Here is a 14,350-nt window from a genome sequence, read left to right on the forward strand (position 1 = left end):
TCGACTCGATCGAATGTGGACGCGGCGGCGCCGGGTCCCGTCAGGGACCCTCGGGGCGGAGCGGCCGTGCCCCACCTTCCCGCCCCGGGCCCACCGGGACGACCCGGGCGGACCGGCGTCCAGGACCGATCCTGCGGCAGCGCAGCAGGAGGGAGAAACCGTTGCGAAACCGGCAACCGGCCATTCTCCCGGTCGCCCTGCCCATGGTCGCGATGCTGGTGCTCGCCGCCGGCTGCGGCGGTCCCGCCGGCCCCACCGCCGCACCGCCCGGAGCGGTGGCCGCGGCCAGCGCGGACACCCGGAAAGCGGAGGCGGAACAAGCCGTCCTCGCCGCCTACGCCGGCTATCTCGACGCCCTACGGAAAGCGGAGTCGGACGGCGACCCGCACGATCCGCGACTGGCGGACTATCTGGCCGATCCCCTGCTCACCCGGGTCAGGCTGGCCATCCGCGACGCGAAGGAGCACGGCGCGATGCGTACCGGAAAACTCGTATCCGACCCGACGGTGACCGAGGTCAGTCTCGACACCGTACCGGCGACCGTCCAGATCCAGGACTGCCTCGACTCCACCGGATACCGGCTGGTCAACCGGGAGAGCCGGAAGGTGGTACGCGGCTCCGCCGGCGGCCGGCACGTCGCCACCGCCACCGCCGTCCGGTACGCCGACGGCCGGTGGCTGATCAGCGAGGGCGCCGTACACAAGGACCAGCCGTGCTGACCCGGCGGACATTCGCCATCGGCGCCGCGACCGTGCTGGTGCTGGCCGCGACCCTGACGACCGGCGGCCCGGCCGGCGCCGACCCGGGCGCCAACTGCCCACCCGGGCAGGACAACTGCGACGTCTTCGACAACGAGAACGGCAACACCGGGGGCGGCGGCTCGGGCAACGGCTCCGGCAACGGCAGCGGCGGCGGTGGCGGCCCCCGGGAGTGCAAGAAGGACGACGGCACCGTGGTGCCCTGTTTCGACGACCTCCGCGGCTGGTTCAACAGCGCGGACGACTGCTACTACAAGGTCTACGGGCCGCAGCAGCCACCGGAGACCCCGCCCGGCCAGACCGCCTACCTGAAGAGCTGCGGCAACGGCGGATCGGTGAACGCCAGCATCGTCTACCTCGACGACCCGCCACCCGGCTTCGACCCGCCCGACCCCGAGGAACTGGCCCGCGACCTGCTCGGCCGGGTGCTGCGTACCCCGCCGGACATCCGTACCGCCCCGGCCGACGCACCCGGGCTGGTCGGCGTACCGGTCTGGCTGTACGACGCCTCGGGCTGGGATCCGGTCGAAGCGAACGACGGACCGATCGGCGGGGTCACCGTCTGGATCGAGGCCAGCCCGACCCGGATCGTCTGGACGATGGGCGACGGGGAACGGCGTACCTGCCGCAGCGCGGGTGTCGCCTTCCGGGCCGACGTCCACGACCCCCGACGGCCCCCCGGCGGCGCCTGCAGCTACGAGTACGGCCAGCCGAGCAGCGGGGTCGACGGCGGAAAGTACCGGATCACCGCCATCAAGCACTACACGGTGCGCTGGGGCAGCAACATCGGCGGCGAGGGTGACCCGATCGAGGCCGAGTCGCCGATCTCCCAGACCACGATTCAGATCGACGAACTCCAGGTGGTGACCCGGTGACCGTGGCGACGACAACCACCACAGGCGGGCCGGTCGACGCGCCGGTCAGCCCACCCCGGATCGTCCGGCAGCGTCGGATGCGGCCCGGTCTGCTCGGGCTCGCCGTGCTGCTGGTCGCGCTCGGCGGCCTCGGCTCGGCGTTCGCGGTCACCTCGGTACGGGCCACCGGCAGCTACCTGGCGGTCGCCCGTACCGTGCAGGTCGGTGCCACCCTCAGCGCCGACGACGTACTGACCGTGCAGGTCGCCGGTGGCCAGGGGCTCAACCCGGTGCCGGCCGACCGGATCGGTGAGGTGCTCGGCAAGCGGGCCACCGTGACCCTCACCCCCGGCACCCTGCTCACCATGGCGCAGCTCACCGACAAGCCGCTGCTCGGCCCCGGACAGCAGCAGATCTCCCTCGGACTCAAACCCGCCGAGGTGCCGGCGAAACGGCTCCGCCCCGGCGACAAGGTCCTGCTGCTCTCCACCCCCGGACGGGACGACGCGGGCGACGCCCCGCCGACCCGGTTCCAGGCCACCGTCATCGACATGGCCACCCCGGCCAGCAACACGGTCGTCCTCTACCTCGCGTTGAACACCAAGGACGTACCGGCGGTGGTGGCCCTGGCCAGCGACGGACGGATCGCGGTCGTCCTGAACGCGGCAGCCTGACCATGGCCATCATCGCCCTCGTCTCGGCCAAGGGGTCCCCGGGTGTCACCACCACCGCCCTCGCCTGCACCCTCAGTTGGCACCACCGGGTGATCCTCGCCGAGTGCGACCCGGCCGGCGGGTCGGTGCTGGCCGGCTACCTCGGCGGTGGGCTGCCCGGACCACGGGGCATCGGCGAACTGGCCGTGGGCGAGCTGCGGGACGGCAACCTGGAGGAGGCGTTCTGGTCGCAGCTCGTCGACCTCGACGCACCGAAACGGGAACGGCTGCTGCTGCCCGGTGTGGTCGATCCGGCCCAGGCCGGCAGCGTCATCCCGCTCTGGCAACGGTTCGCCGACTTCTTCACCGAACTCGGCAGGGGCGACCCGGCGTACGACGTGATCGTCGACTGCGGACGGCTGCACGTGGTCGGCCCGCCCTGGCCGATCCTGCGCGCCGCCGACATCGTCCTGGTCGTCACCGCCGCCCGACTTCCCGACCTGTCCAGCACCCAGGCCACGGTCAAGGCGATCGAACGCGACTTCGTCGACCACCGGGTGCCGGCCGGCCCACTGCGGCTGCTGCTGGTCGGCACCGGACACGGCCGCGGCGAGGTCAGCAAGGCGCTGCGGCTGCCGGTGATCGAGCAACTGCCGCACGACCCGCGTACCGCCGAGGTGCTCAGTTACGGCGGCACCGTCCGCAGCACCCGGCCGCTGATCCGCGCCGCCGGAGCTCTGGAGGTGCCGATCCGGGCGCTGCTCGACCGCCGCCGGGCCCGGCTGCGCTGGCCGACCACCCAGGAGGTGCCGGATGCGGTTTGAACCGGTCTTCCACGACCCGCGACGCCCGGACCCGGCCGACGGGCCGGCCTGGCAGACCGTGCCGCACAACGGGCACCCGCACCCGGGCACGGTCAGCAACGGCAACCCGCCGTACGTCGCCGTGCCGCACCTGCCGGTGCCGCAGCCGGTGACCGCACCTCCGCCGCCGCCACCCCGGCGGGTCGACTTCGCCGTGGTCCGCGAACTGCGTCGGGAACTCAGTGAACGGCTGACCGCCTGGCAGCGGGGCCGGGAGTTCACCACCGCCGAGGAGGACACCGAACGGAGCCGGCTCGCCGCGGCCGTGGTCGCCGAGTACGCCGACACCGTCCGCCGGGCCGGTACGCCGATGTCGGCGCTGGAGGAACGGCTGCTGCTCGACCAGGTCAACGCCGAACTCGTCGGGCTCGGCCGGCTGCAGAGCCTGCTGGTCGACACCTCGATCGAGGAGGTGCACATCCTCGGCTGCGACCTGGTCCGGATCACCCGCCGGGGCGGCACCGTCGACTGGGGCGACCCGATCGCCGACAGCGACGAGGAGATGGTGGAGATCCTCCAGGCGGCGGCCCGTCGGGCCGGCGCCACGGAACGGTCCCTCTCCACCTCCAAGCCGACCCTCGACCTGCAACTGCCGGACGGCAGCCGACTCGCCGCGGTCTTCCTGGTCAGCCACCGCCCGTACGCGGTGATCCGCAAGCACAACACCGTCGAGGTGAGCCTGGACGACATCGCCGGTGGCCGGGGCGACCTGGACGAGATGATCGACGTCCTGATCCGGGACTTCCTGCGCGCCGCGATGCGGGCCGGACTGAACATCATGGTCGCCGGGCTGGCCGGCGCCGGCAAGACGACCGTCATCCGGGCGCTGATGGACGAGATCCCGGTCGACGAGCCGTACGTGCTGCTGGAGGAGAGCCGGGAACTGCTGCCGGCCCGGCGCCGGGTACGGCACCGGGCGGTGATGAGCTTCGAGTCCCGGGAGGGGCACGGCGACCGGGGACCGGACGGCCGACCGGCCGGCGAGGTGACCATCGCCGACCTGATCCCGGTGGCACTGCGGATGGGCGTACTGCGGATCATCGTCGGTGAGGTCCGGTCCCGGGAGATCGTGCCGATGCTCCAGGCGATGACCACCAGCCGGGGTTCGATGTGCACCATCCACGCCCGTACGCCGGGCGGGGTGAGCGAGCGAATCATCGAGTTGGCCCTGTCGCACGGCCGGGAGATGACCGTGGAGCAGGCCCGACGAATGGCCGGCAACGCGCTCGACCTGATCGTCTACGTCACCATCGAGGACGAGACCGCCATCGGTGGCCGCAAGCACCGGTTCGTCTCGCACGTCGAGGAGGTGATCGGCGTCGGCGAGGGGAACCGGATCGTCACCACCACCGTCTTCGGTCCCGGCGCCGACGGCCGGGCCATCCCCCGCCACCTGCCGGAACGCATCCGGGACCAACTGCTGCGGGTGGGTTACGACGCCCGGCTGCTGACCCGCTACATCGAGGCGGGCGTCGGGGCGTGGCGCCGGGCCCGGCACACGCAGCTGGGGCCCCGGCCGTGACGGCGCGCTCGGGGCGGGCCGCCGCCACGCTGGCTTCGGCGCAGGGGCGCGGTGCTGGGGCCGGGCCGACCGTCCGGGCGGCGCCGGGTCCGCGACGGGTGGTGGCCCGGTGAACCTGCCGTCGAACATCGAGCTGATCGCGGTGCTCTCCGGCGCCGCCTGCGTCGCCGGGCTGATCCTGGCGGTGGTCGCGATCGTCGGCACCACCCGGCCGGCCCGACCGAACTCCGGTCCCGGGCTGCGCCGGCTCTGGCAGGGCAGCGGCAGCACGCCACGGGAACACCGGGCCCACCAGACGCTGCTGGTCGGCGCCTTCGTCGCCGGGGCGGTGGCGTTCCTGCTCACCGGCCTGCCCGTGGTCGGCCTGCTGGTCGCGGTCGCGGTGCCGGGTACGCCGTGGCTGCTCACCGCCGGCCGGGCGGAACGACGGGCGATCAACCGAATCGAGGCGATCGGCGAGTGGACCCGCCGGCTCAAGGACGTCTCCGGCACCGGCCAGGGCCTGCAGCAGGCGATCATCGGTACCGTCGCCACCGCACCGGAGCAGGTCGAGGAGGAGGTACGCCTGCTCGCCGCCCGGCTGCAGGCGGGCTGGCACGGCCGTACCGCGTTGCTGGCGTTCGCCGACGAGATCGGTGACCCGGTCTGTGACCAGGTGGTGGCGGCACTGATCCTGCACCTGACCGATCGGGGCGAGCGGCTCGGCGACGTACTCGGGGCGATCGCGAGCGCGGCGGCGGCCGAGGTCGTCACCCGACGCGAGGTGGAGGCGAAGCGGGCACAGCCGCGCTTCGCGGTGCGCTTCCTGACCGGGATGACCCTGCTGGTACTGGCGTACGGGCTGATCAACCCCGACTACATGCGCCCGTACGGGACGCCGACCGGCCAGGTCGTGATGGTGCTGCTCGGCGCCGCCTTCGTCGCCCTGCTGGCCTGGGTGCGGTCGATGAGCCTGCCGCCCCGGCCCGCCCGGTTCCTCGCCCCACCGGCCGCCGAGGAGGTGCTGCAATGATCCTGAACTGGCATCTCGCGATCAGTGTGCTCGGCGGCGCGGCGGTCGGACTGGGGCTGTTCCTGCTGGTCCGGGAGGCGTTGCCGGCCACCCCCGCGCTCGGGCCGGCACTGCGCCGGCTGCACCAGCCGCCCGGGCTCTCCCGCCCACGGGCCAGGGCCACCGTCCGCGACCTCGACTGGCTCGCCGGCCTCACCCGCTGGGTACGCCCACCCCACCGGCAACTCGCGCTGCTCGGCCGGACCCCGGAGCAGTACACGCTCTCGCTGGTCCTGTCCGGACTCGTCGGGCTGGCCACCCCGGCCGTGTCGAGCGCGATCCTCTTCCTCGGGGGGATCCGGCCGCCGGTTGTCGTACCGACCGTCGGCTCGCTGGGCTTCGCCCTGCTCGCGATGCTGCTGGCGCACCGGAACGTACTGGTCAGGGCGGAACGGGCCCGGCGGGAGTTCACCCAGGCGGTCTGCGCGTACCTGGACCTGGTGGCGCTGCAACTTGCCGCCGCGCACGGCCCGGTGCAGGCGTTGGAACGGGCCGCCGAGGTCTGCGACGGTTGGGTCTTCGAGCGGATCCGGGAGTCGCTGCGGATCGCCCAACTGCAGATGCACTCGCCCTGGGCCGAACTGCGTGACCTGGCCGAGCGGATCGGGATCCCGGAACTGGGCGACGTCGGCGCCATCATGCAGTCCTCCGGGACCGAGGGCGCCCAGGTGCACGACTCGCTGCGCAGCCGCGCCGACTCACTGCGCGACCAGATCCGGACCGACAACCTGGCCCGGGCCGAAACGATCACCAGCCGGCTCGACGTACCGGGTGCGCTGCTGGTCTTCGTGCTGGTCGGGTTCGTCCTCTATCCGTTCGTGGCCCGCATCTGACCTCGACGCACCTGATCCCGCGAGGAGGAGTCCCAATGTCCGTCATCGCCTATCTGCACACCGCGCTGGTGATACGTCTCAACGAGCTACGCCGGGGCGGCGAGCGGGACCGGGGCGACAGTCCGGTACCCACCGCCGTCATCATCATCGGCCTGGCGGCCGCCGCGATCGCGGTCACCGTGGCCGTCTCCGGCAGCGTCGACGACTGGTTGCAGGAGCTGCCGGAGCCCGGTGACGCCGGGGACGGCGGCGACGGTGGGGACACCGGTGGCGGTAGCTGACCGCGGATCCGACCGGGAACGGGGGGCGACACCGGTCGAGCTGGCCGTGCTGATGCCGGCCATCCTCGTCCTGCTGCTCTCCTCGATCCAGGCGGCGGCCTGGTTCCTCGCCCGCTCCACCGCGCTGAACGCCGCCCAGGAGGCGGTCAGCGCACAGCGGGTGTACCAGGCCCAACCGGGCGTGGGCGAGGAACGTGCGCTCGACTTCCTCGACCGGGCCGGCGACTGGCTGACCGGCTGGGAGGTCACGGTCAGCGTTCCGGAGCCGGACGACACGCAGGTGAGCGCGACCGTCACCGGTACGCCGCTGCGGGTCGTGCCGCTGATCTCGCTGCCCGCCATCAGCGAGACCGCCTCCGGGCCGGTGGAGCGCTTCACCGAGCCGGGGCAGCCATGACCGAGCGGAGCGAGGTCATCAGCGGGCACAGTCACCCAGGTCATGGCATCGACGAGCGCAGCGAGGAGAGGCCATGACCGAGCGGAGCGAGGTCATCAGCAGGCACAGTCACCCAGGTCATGGCATCGACGAGCGCAGCGAGGAGAGGCCATGACCTGGGCCGACCGGGGGTCCGTCTCGGTGGAGGTGGCGATCCTCGCCCCGGCCTTCCTCGCGCTGGTGGCACTGGCCGGGGTCACCGGCCGGACCGCCGTCGCCCACGAGGCGATCGAGGTCGCCGCGCACGAGGCCGCCCGCGCCGCCTCGATCTCCCGGACCGCTGACGAGGCGCGGGACGCGGCCGAGGACGCCGTACTGCAACGGCTGGCCGGGCAGGGGTACTGCGCCGGATCCCCCGAGCTGGACGTCACCGGCACGACGGCCGGCGAGGAACAGGACCTCGACGACGTCTTCGCCAGCGACCTCGGGGTGGACGCCACCGTGGTGGTCACCGTCGGCTGCCGGGTCCCGGTGGGCAACCTCCGGATGCCGCTGGTGCCCGGGGTGCCGGAGCACACGTACGCCGAGGCGACCTTCGCGTCGCCGCTGGACCGCTACCGCGCGAGGAGTGGCCAGTGAGCCGACCGGGGTGGGACGTGGACGGGCGGGACGCGGGACGGGTGAGCCTCTTCCTCGCGATCGCACTGTTCGGCGTCCTGACGTTGATCGGCCTGGCCTACGACGGCGCGGGCCAGCTCCGGACCATGCAGCGGGCCGACAACCTGGCCGCCGAGGCCGCCCGGGCCGGTGGCCAGGCCGTCGACCTCGGGCAGTTGCTCGAGGACGGCTCCACCGTGCTGGACCAGGACGCGGCCCGGACGGCCATCGACAACTACCTGGACGGTGTCGACGGGGTGACGCTACGCAACGTCGACATCCAGGTCGAGGACGGCAACCCCCGGCTGACCGTCGACCTCGTACTCACCTACGACCGGGCCTTCCTCGACCTCTTCAGCTTCGACGGCACCGTCCCGGTGCCGGGCACCGCCACCGCGACACTCCTCACCACGACCAACCGCTGAACAGGGGGCATGACCATGCCTGCACCGCGGACGGCCCACCGGGCCGGTCGGTTCGCCACCGGGCTCGGTGCGCTGATCGTCCTGATCGGACTGCTGGTCGGCGCGCCGATCGCGCTGCTGGCCTTCGCCGGAAACCCGCTGCCGGACCAACTACCCACCCTCGACCAGATCGGCACGGTGCTGACCAGCCGGGACGACGGGCAGCTCTTCCTCCGGGCGCTGGCGTTGGTCGGCTGGGCGGGTTGGGCGACGTTCGCGCTCTCCGTACTCGTGGAGGTGCCGGCCCGGGTCCTGCGCCGGCCGGCGGTCCGGCTTCCCGGGCTCGGTCGTCAGCAGCGCTGGGCCGCCGCGCTCGTCGGCTCGGTGGCCCTGGCTCTCGCCGCCGGGCCGGCGGCGGCCACCGCGGCCGTGGTGGCCGCACCGGCAGCGGCCGCGGCGGCGCCACCGTCGGCCCTGCCGCTGGCGTCCCCGGTCGGCTCGACGGCACTGCTCGCGGACGAGCCGCCGTCCGGTCCCGCCCCGCACTGGATGGCCACACCACCGTCCGGTCCGGCGCCGCACTGGATGGCCACGCCGCCGTCCGGTCCCGCACCGCACTGGTTGGCCGCACCGGAACCGCCCGAGCAACCGGAGCCGGTGTACCGGGTCGAGAAGGGCGACTATCTCGGGCACATCGCCGACCGGTATCTCGGCGACTTCGACCAGTACCCGGAGCTGGCCCGACTCAACAAGATCCACGATCCGGACCGGATCCGGCCGGGCCAGTTGCTGCATCTGCCGGAGAAGGCCGAGGACCGGGGCGTACGCGACCACGCCACCGGCCTGGTGGCGACCCCGCCGCCACCCGGCGGCTGGCCGGAGCACGTCCAGCCGGAGGGCGCCCAGCCGGGTACGCCCCAACCGGGCGTTCCGCAACCGGGGACAACCCAGCCGGGTACGCCTCAACCGAGCGCGCCCCAACCGGAGGGGACACAGCCGAGCGGCCAGCCGGGCACGTCCCGACCGAGCGACGGGCCGGCGAGCGGGCCGTTGCCCGAGCAGGGAGAGCCGGAGGATTCCGCCCCGGCCCGGCCGACCGCCCCGCAGTCCGGTCGCGGAGCTGACGACCGCACCACGTACGCGGCCGGCGCCGTGTCGGACGACGTGCTCGACGAGGTCAACCGACCACTCGCGATCTCCGCGGTGATCGCGGTGGCCGGCATGGTCGGCGCACAGGTCGGCGCGCTCTTCGGGATACGCGGCCGGCCGCCACGCCGTGGATCCGTGCCCACCGGCCGGCACCGTCACCCCAGCTGACCGGGCGACAGAGTCCGCCGGTGCCGGCCAGAGGGGTCGACGCGCCGCGACGGCGGGCGGGCCGCTCAGCGCAACAGGTGGCCGACACCACGCACGGTGTGCAGCACCGGAGGCGGGCCGAGCTTACGGCGCAACTGCACGACCACCACGTCCAGCACGTTCGAGGCGGGCGGCACCAGTTCGTCCCATGCGGCGGCGATCAGTTCGGAGCGGCGTACCGCCGCGCCCTCGGCGACCACCAGCCGGTGCAGGACACGGAACTCCTTGACAGTGAGGGGAAGCGGACGGCCACCGCGCCGCGCCTCGTGCCGACCGCTGTCCAGCTCGATGTCACCGTGTCGCAGCACCGGGGGCGGGACCGGACCGCCACTTCGGCAGAGGCTGCCGACCCGGGCCACCAACTCGGCCATCGCGAACGGCTTGACCAGGTAGTCGTCCCCCCAGGCCAATCCGTCGATCCGGTCCGCGACCGCGTCCCGACCGGTCAGGAACAGCACCGGTACCGGCCATCCCGTACGGCGTCGGCCCGCCACGTAGCGCAGTGCGTCTCCGGCCGGCAGCATCCGGTCGAAGACCGCGCAGTCGTAGTCGTTGACGCTCAGCGCCTCGTCGGCCTCCGGAAGGTCACAGGCCGTGTCCACGGCGTAACCAGCGCCCCGGAGCGCCGCGTCCACGGCCACCCGGAGATCCTCGTGGTCCTCGGTGACCAGTACCCGCACAATTGACCACAGTAACCGGTAAAACGCGACCAGTGGGGATCGGTGGGGCGGCCTCTGCGACGGCTGCCCGGGGCCCGGCGACGGACCCGGCCGCGCGCCGACCGGACCGGCGGCACGGGCCGGGTCAGCGGACCGACGCCAGGGCGGGTCAGCGGGCCGGCGGCACGGGCCGGGTCAGCGGTTTCCGGGGACGGCCAGCCAGCCGCCCTCGGCGGCCTTGATACCGGCCTGGAACCGGCTCCGCGCACCGAGTCGGCCCATGATGCCGGACATCGTCCGACGTACGGTCCGGACCGAGATGCCGAGCCGTGTCGCCGCCGACTCGTCGGTGCAGCCCGCCGAGAGCAGTTCCAGCAGTTCGCGCTCCCGACCGGTCAGCCCGGCCTCCTCCGGTAGGTCCGCCGCGGTCAACGACACCGCCGACGGCCACACCCGCTCGAAGAGTTCCACGATGGTCAGTACGACGCCCGGCAGCCGGAGCAGCGCGACACCGCCCGGTCCGCCGCCGTCCGGTCGACCGGTCGGAACCATGGCGATCGTGCCGTCGAGCACCGTGGCGTCCGTCGGCACCTCCGGTACCGTGCGCACCTCGGCACCGGCGGCGGCGAGGCCGCCGAGCCGCGCGGCGAGGGTCGGAACCGTCCGGACCCGGTCCGGAAGGAGAACCCGGTAGCGCACACCGCGCCGCAGGTTCTCCTGGTCGATCCGGCGCAGCACGCCGATCTGCCCCGCCGCGCCCTCGGACAGGGTGCTGGTGATGAGCACCTCGCGGGTCGCCGTCGCCAGCGCGGCGTCGACCCCGGCATGGGTGGAGAAGACCATCGGCTGGGCGGTCCGGGCCACCCGCCGGGACGTGGCCCCTGCCGGGTTTCGGCCGTACCGGTGCCGTGGGCTGGACGTGGTGGTCTGGACGGTCATCCGAGGTTCCCTCCGATCGGCAGCGTGGCGGCGACGGCACGGCCGTGTCGGCCGTCCAGCCGCTCCAGACGTACGCCGAGACGTGGACCGAGTGCCGTCAGCCGGTCGGCTGCGGTGTCGGTGGTCTCCGGCGTGGTGGCGGCGATCCGCAGCGCCCCGGCCAGGTTGCCGGGGTGGGCCGCGACCGCGACGGTGACGGCGACCTCCGGCACCTCGGCGAGGAGCCGGGTCAACTGGTCGGCGGCGTCGTCCGCCGCCGTGCTCTCGCCGGACAGCCGCAGCGTCACCTGGCAGACCGGCCCGGCCCACCAGTACCGCCACTCCTCGCGGAGGTCACCCCGGCCCGGCCCGGTGTGGGTCAGGGCGGTCAGTACGGCGAGCACGTCCGGTCCGGGCAGCGCCGCGAGTTCGAGGTGGCGTCGACGGGTACGGCGGAGCAGCCGACGTACCGCGTTGGCGAGGACGAGGCGGAGCACCTCGTCCCCGGCGATGTCGACGCCCCGGCGGACCCGTACGGTGAGCCAGCCGCGCGCCGGCGCCTGCCCTGCACCACGGTGCAGCACCAGGTGCGTCTCGGGCCGGGGATCAGGCTCGTCGCCGTCCGGGCTGAGTGCTCCGGACATCGCGGTCCGGCAGAGCTGGACCGCGTCCACGTTCACCGGCCGCAGCACCGCCACCATCGCGTCCGGTCGGCTGACCACGGCGGCGGCCTCGCCGCCGAGGTCGGCGGGGCGGACCCGGGCCCCGGGGGCGAGCAGGGCCAGCAGTCTCGACGACCCGTCGCCCCCGATCGGCAGCCGGTACGCCCGTCGGCGGAGCAGCAGCCGCAGCCGCCGGGCGAGCACGGTGGAGAGCCAGGTGCCGCGTACCCGGGTGGCGGAGAGCAGGAGCCCGACGGCGGCGGTACCACCGAGCGCCACCGCTACCGGCCACCGGCGGCCCACCGCCAGAATCGCCAGGACCAGCACCACCTGCCAGCAGATGATCCGCAGGACCGGAGGCGCGCTGTGCAGCCAGGGCAGCCGTGCCGGCGACGCCACGTTCGCCGTCGACCGGGCCGGGCCGGGCTCGGCGACCGCCGGGTGCGTGACGGCGGGGGGCGGTGGCGCGTCGGGCCGGGTGGCGGCACCGGTCGGTGGCGCGACGTCGGGCTGCGGGGTGGCACCGGTTGGTGGCGTGACGGCGGCGGGGCGGTCGGCGCGGACCAGGGCGGCGAGGTGCGCCGCCGGAGGACCGTCGAGCCGGGCGGCGGCCACGATGGTACGCACGGGCGGCGGGGGCGCCGGTGCCGTCGACTCCGGGTCGGCCGGCTCGACGGCCCGACCCCGCCACGCGCTCACGCGACCCTGCGCCGGGTCGGGCGCAGCTCCCGGCTCGCGCCGGCCGGACAGGCGGTGGCGGTACGCCGTTCCGTCCGCCCGGTGCAGCCGGCCAGGTGTCGGAGCAGCGGCTGGCTGCGGTACGCGTCGACCGAGACCGCCTCCAGCAGCCCCCGGTCGACCAGCGTCTCCAACGCCGTACCCGCCAGGTCTGCCGGCAGCCCGGTGGCCCGGGCCGCGGCCGCGCGGCCGAACTCGTCGGGCAGCCCGGTCAGGGCGTGCCAGGTCGCGAGTTCGGCGTCGGTGAGCCGGTCGCGAACGGCCCCGACCGACCGCCGCAGCGTGTCGGAGAGGACGAGGCAGGGATCGTCGTCCAGTTCCTCGACCAGTCGGTCGGCGGTCCACCGTGGACGAGTCCGCAGCCGTGCCGCCGCGTCGCGGAGCGCGGCCGGCAGACCACCGCAGTACCCGACCACGGCCGCCACCGCCGCCGGGTCGATGTCACCGGCCCGGTCGCCGAGGGCCGACCGGAACAGCGCGGCAGCCGCCCCGCTGTCCAGCGGGGGCAGGCTGACCCGGGTCGCGGCGTCCGGGTGCCAGTTCCGGTTCCGGGTGGTGACCAGGGTCAGGCAGCCGGGGCCGGCAGGCAGCAGCGGGGCCAGGTTCGTGCCGTCCGGCACGTCGTCGAGCACCAGCAACACGCGTTGCCCGGCCAGCTCCGAACGCCACAGCGCCGACCGTCCGTCCAGGTCGGCCGGCAACTCCGGGCCGGGGACCCCGAGCCCTCGCAGCAGCCGGCCGAGCACCGCCGCCGGACCTCCCGGCCCGGTCTCCACCGCCCGGACGCCGGTCGCCGGCCCGGCCGGCAGGTCGGCGCCGAGGCGTACGAAGAACTGGCCGTCCGGGCAGCGGGCCGCCAGCCGGTGCGCCGCGTGCACCACGAACGCGGTCCTGCCGACCCCGACCATCCCGTCGACCAGCACCAGCGGCGCCGGACCGGCCACGGCCCGCAGCAGGGTCTCCAGCTCGTCCGCCCGGCCGGTCAGCGGTACGTTCCGGGGCAGCTCCCGGCGTGGTGTCACGTCGCGGACCCCGCCGACCGCCCGCCGGTACGCCTCGGCGAGCGCCGGCCCCGGTTCGACGCCGAGTTCGGCGGTGAGCACCTGCCGGGCCTGCCGGTACGCGGCCAGGGCGGCGGGCCGCGCCCCCGTCAGGTGCAGGACGCCGACCAGCCGGGCCCAGGCCGCCTCCCGCAGCGGCGCGGTCGTGGTGACCGCCCGCAGCACCTCGACCGCCTCGCCGGCCCGGCCGAGCGCGACCAGCAGTTCGGCGCGCTGCTCCTGGAGGTCCAGGTGCAGCTCGTCGAGGCGGGCCACGGTGGCCGCCGAGGCGGGGTCGAAACCGGCGAACGGCCGGCCGCGCCAGAGCCGCAACGCCGCGTCCACCAGCGCGAGGGCGGCTCCGGCGTCGCCGTCGGCGAAGCCCGTGCGCGCCCGCGCGGCGAGATCGGTGGCCAGGTCCGCGTCGAGTTCCCCGGCGCCGACCCGCAGCCGGTACGCACCCGGCCGGCTCTCGATCCGGGGGCCGTCGGCGAAACCGGGCAGGATCCGGCGCAGCCGCCAGACGTACGTCTTCAGGTTGGCCTCCGCCGACTCCGGCGCGTCCTGTTCCTGCCAGGTGGTTTCGCGCAGCTGGTCGACGGTGACCCAGGCGTTAGGCTGCGACAGCAGGGTCGCCAGCACCCTCGCGGGTTTACCCGCGCCGAGCCGGTGACCCGGTCGACTGTGGACCTCGATCGGCCCCAAGACATGGAAGAGCACCATGC

General features: G+C 74.2%; 16 protein-coding genes. 12 read left to right on the forward strand and 4 right to left on the reverse strand.

The annotated features are described in order from the left end of the window. Positions 1 to 203 precede the first annotated feature (203 nt). The 12 genes from V1633_RS06675 to V1633_RS06730 all read left to right on the forward strand — a co-directional run bounded on the left by V1633_RS06675 (position 204) and on the right by V1633_RS06730 (position 9,569). Positions 204 to 719 carry a hypothetical protein gene (locus V1633_RS06675; RefSeq protein WP_331213795.1) on the forward strand — a complete coding sequence of 172 codons (516 nt, stop codon included), beginning with the start codon at positions 204 to 206 and terminating at the stop codon, positions 717 to 719. Continuing rightward, positions 713 to 1,633, forward strand: a complete 921-nt coding sequence (locus V1633_RS06680) for a hypothetical protein (RefSeq protein WP_331213304.1) — start codon at positions 713 to 715, stop codon at positions 1,631 to 1,633. The genes V1633_RS06675 and V1633_RS06680 overlap by 7 nt, the downstream gene beginning before the upstream one ends. Then, positions 1,630 to 2,286, forward strand: a complete 657-nt coding sequence (locus V1633_RS06685) for an SAF domain-containing protein (RefSeq protein ID WP_331213305.1) — start codon at positions 1,630 to 1,632, stop codon at positions 2,284 to 2,286. The genes V1633_RS06680 and V1633_RS06685 overlap by 4 nt, the downstream gene beginning before the upstream one ends. 2 nt (positions 2,287 to 2,288) lie before the next feature. Continuing rightward, complete coding sequence (locus V1633_RS06690; RefSeq protein WP_331213306.1) at positions 2,289 to 3,089, forward strand: ParA family protein; 801 nt, start codon at positions 2,289 to 2,291, stop codon at positions 3,087 to 3,089. Further along, complete coding sequence (locus V1633_RS06695) at positions 3,079 to 4,650, forward strand: CpaF family protein (RefSeq protein ID WP_331213307.1); 1,572 nt, start codon at positions 3,079 to 3,081, stop codon at positions 4,648 to 4,650. The genes V1633_RS06690 and V1633_RS06695 overlap by 11 nt, the downstream gene beginning before the upstream one ends. 109 nt (positions 4,651 to 4,759) lie before the next feature. Continuing rightward, the gene (locus V1633_RS06700; protein WP_331213308.1) at positions 4,760 to 5,662 is read left to right on the forward strand and encodes a type II secretion system F family protein; all 903 of its coding nucleotides are present in this window, start codon (positions 4,760 to 4,762) and stop codon (positions 5,660 to 5,662) included. Beyond that, positions 5,662 to 6,534, forward strand: a complete 873-nt coding sequence (locus tag V1633_RS06705) for a type II secretion system F family protein (protein WP_407951986.1) — start codon at positions 5,662 to 5,664, stop codon at positions 6,532 to 6,534. The genes V1633_RS06700 and V1633_RS06705 overlap by 1 nt, the downstream gene beginning before the upstream one ends. A gap of 35 nt (positions 6,535 to 6,569) precedes the next feature. Continuing rightward, the gene (locus V1633_RS06710) at positions 6,570 to 6,815 is read left to right on the forward strand and encodes a hypothetical protein (RefSeq protein WP_331213310.1); all 246 of its coding nucleotides are present in this window, start codon (positions 6,570 to 6,572) and stop codon (positions 6,813 to 6,815) included. Further along, entirely contained in the window at positions 6,802 to 7,212 is a 411-nt protein-coding gene (locus V1633_RS06715) for a TadE/TadG family type IV pilus assembly protein (protein ID WP_331213311.1), read from the forward strand. The genes V1633_RS06710 and V1633_RS06715 overlap by 14 nt, the downstream gene beginning before the upstream one ends. 150 nt (positions 7,213 to 7,362) lie before the next feature. Next, the gene (locus V1633_RS06720) at positions 7,363 to 7,830 is read left to right on the forward strand and encodes a TadE/TadG family type IV pilus assembly protein (protein WP_331213312.1); all 468 of its coding nucleotides are present in this window, start codon (positions 7,363 to 7,365) and stop codon (positions 7,828 to 7,830) included. Next, positions 7,827 to 8,273: a pilus assembly protein TadG-related protein gene (locus tag V1633_RS06725; RefSeq protein WP_331213313.1), complete on the forward strand. Its 447-nt coding sequence runs from the start codon at positions 7,827 to 7,829 to the stop codon at positions 8,271 to 8,273. Before V1633_RS06720 ends, V1633_RS06725 begins: the two co-directional genes overlap by 4 nt. Before the next feature lie 15 nt (positions 8,274 to 8,288). Continuing rightward, positions 8,289 to 9,569 (forward strand): LysM peptidoglycan-binding domain-containing protein, encoded by a 1,281-nt coding sequence (locus V1633_RS06730; protein ID WP_331213314.1) that lies wholly within the window; start codon positions 8,289 to 8,291, stop codon positions 9,567 to 9,569. Positions 9,570 to 9,634: 65 nt separating this feature from the next. Here the strand turns inward: V1633_RS06730 and V1633_RS06735 are convergent, their stop codons facing one another. The 4 genes from V1633_RS06735 to V1633_RS06750 all read right to left on the reverse strand — a co-directional run bounded on the left by V1633_RS06735 (position 9,635) and on the right by V1633_RS06750 (position 14,348). Further along, positions 9,635 to 10,288, reverse strand: coding sequence for a response regulator transcription factor (locus V1633_RS06735; protein ID WP_331213315.1), 654 nt, complete (start codon positions 10,286 to 10,288; stop codon positions 9,635 to 9,637). Positions 10,289 to 10,462: 174 nt separating this feature from the next. Next, entirely contained in the window at positions 10,463 to 11,206 is a 744-nt protein-coding gene (locus V1633_RS06740) for a helix-turn-helix transcriptional regulator (protein WP_331213316.1), read from the reverse strand. Continuing rightward, positions 11,203 to 12,546 (reverse strand): hypothetical protein, encoded by a 1,344-nt coding sequence (locus V1633_RS06745; protein ID WP_331213317.1) that lies wholly within the window; start codon positions 12,544 to 12,546, stop codon positions 11,203 to 11,205. Before V1633_RS06745 ends, V1633_RS06740 begins: the two co-directional genes overlap by 4 nt. Next, positions 12,543 to 14,348 (reverse strand): AfsR/SARP family transcriptional regulator, encoded by a 1,806-nt coding sequence (locus V1633_RS06750; RefSeq protein WP_331213318.1) that lies wholly within the window; start codon positions 14,346 to 14,348, stop codon positions 12,543 to 12,545. The genes V1633_RS06745 and V1633_RS06750 overlap by 4 nt, the downstream gene beginning before the upstream one ends. Positions 14,349 to 14,350 lie beyond the last annotated feature (2 nt).

It is taken from the genome of Plantactinospora sonchi, from assembly GCF_036422035.1.
GTDB lineage: Bacteria > Actinomycetota > Actinomycetes > Mycobacteriales > Micromonosporaceae > Plantactinospora > Plantactinospora sonchi.

What these genes read in the sequence shown, in the direction of transcription:
- V1633_RS06740 (WP_331213316.1), bottom strand. Translation starts at nt 11,206, where the DNA reads ATGACCGTCCAGACCACCACGTCCAGCCCACGGCACCGGTACGGCCGA.
- V1633_RS06695 (WP_331213307.1), top strand. Translation starts at nt 3,079, where the DNA reads ATGCGGTTTGAACCGGTCTTCCACGACCCGCGACGCCCGGACCCGGCC.
- V1633_RS06690 (WP_331213306.1), top strand. Translation starts at nt 2,289, where the DNA reads ATGGCCATCATCGCCCTCGTCTCGGCCAAGGGGTCCCCGGGTGTCACC.
- V1633_RS06720 (WP_331213312.1), top strand. Translation starts at nt 7,363, where the DNA reads ATGACCTGGGCCGACCGGGGGTCCGTCTCGGTGGAGGTGGCGATCCTC.
- V1633_RS06675 (WP_331213795.1), top strand. Translation starts at nt 204, where the DNA reads ATGGTCGCGATGCTGGTGCTCGCCGCCGGCTGCGGCGGTCCCGCCGGC.
- V1633_RS06710 (WP_331213310.1), top strand. Translation starts at nt 6,570, where the DNA reads ATGTCCGTCATCGCCTATCTGCACACCGCGCTGGTGATACGTCTCAAC.
- V1633_RS06750 (WP_331213318.1), bottom strand. Translation starts at nt 14,348, where the DNA reads ATGGTGCTCTTCCATGTCTTGGGGCCGATCGAGGTCCACAGTCGACCG.
- V1633_RS06730 (WP_331213314.1), top strand. Translation starts at nt 8,289, where the DNA reads ATGCCTGCACCGCGGACGGCCCACCGGGCCGGTCGGTTCGCCACCGGG.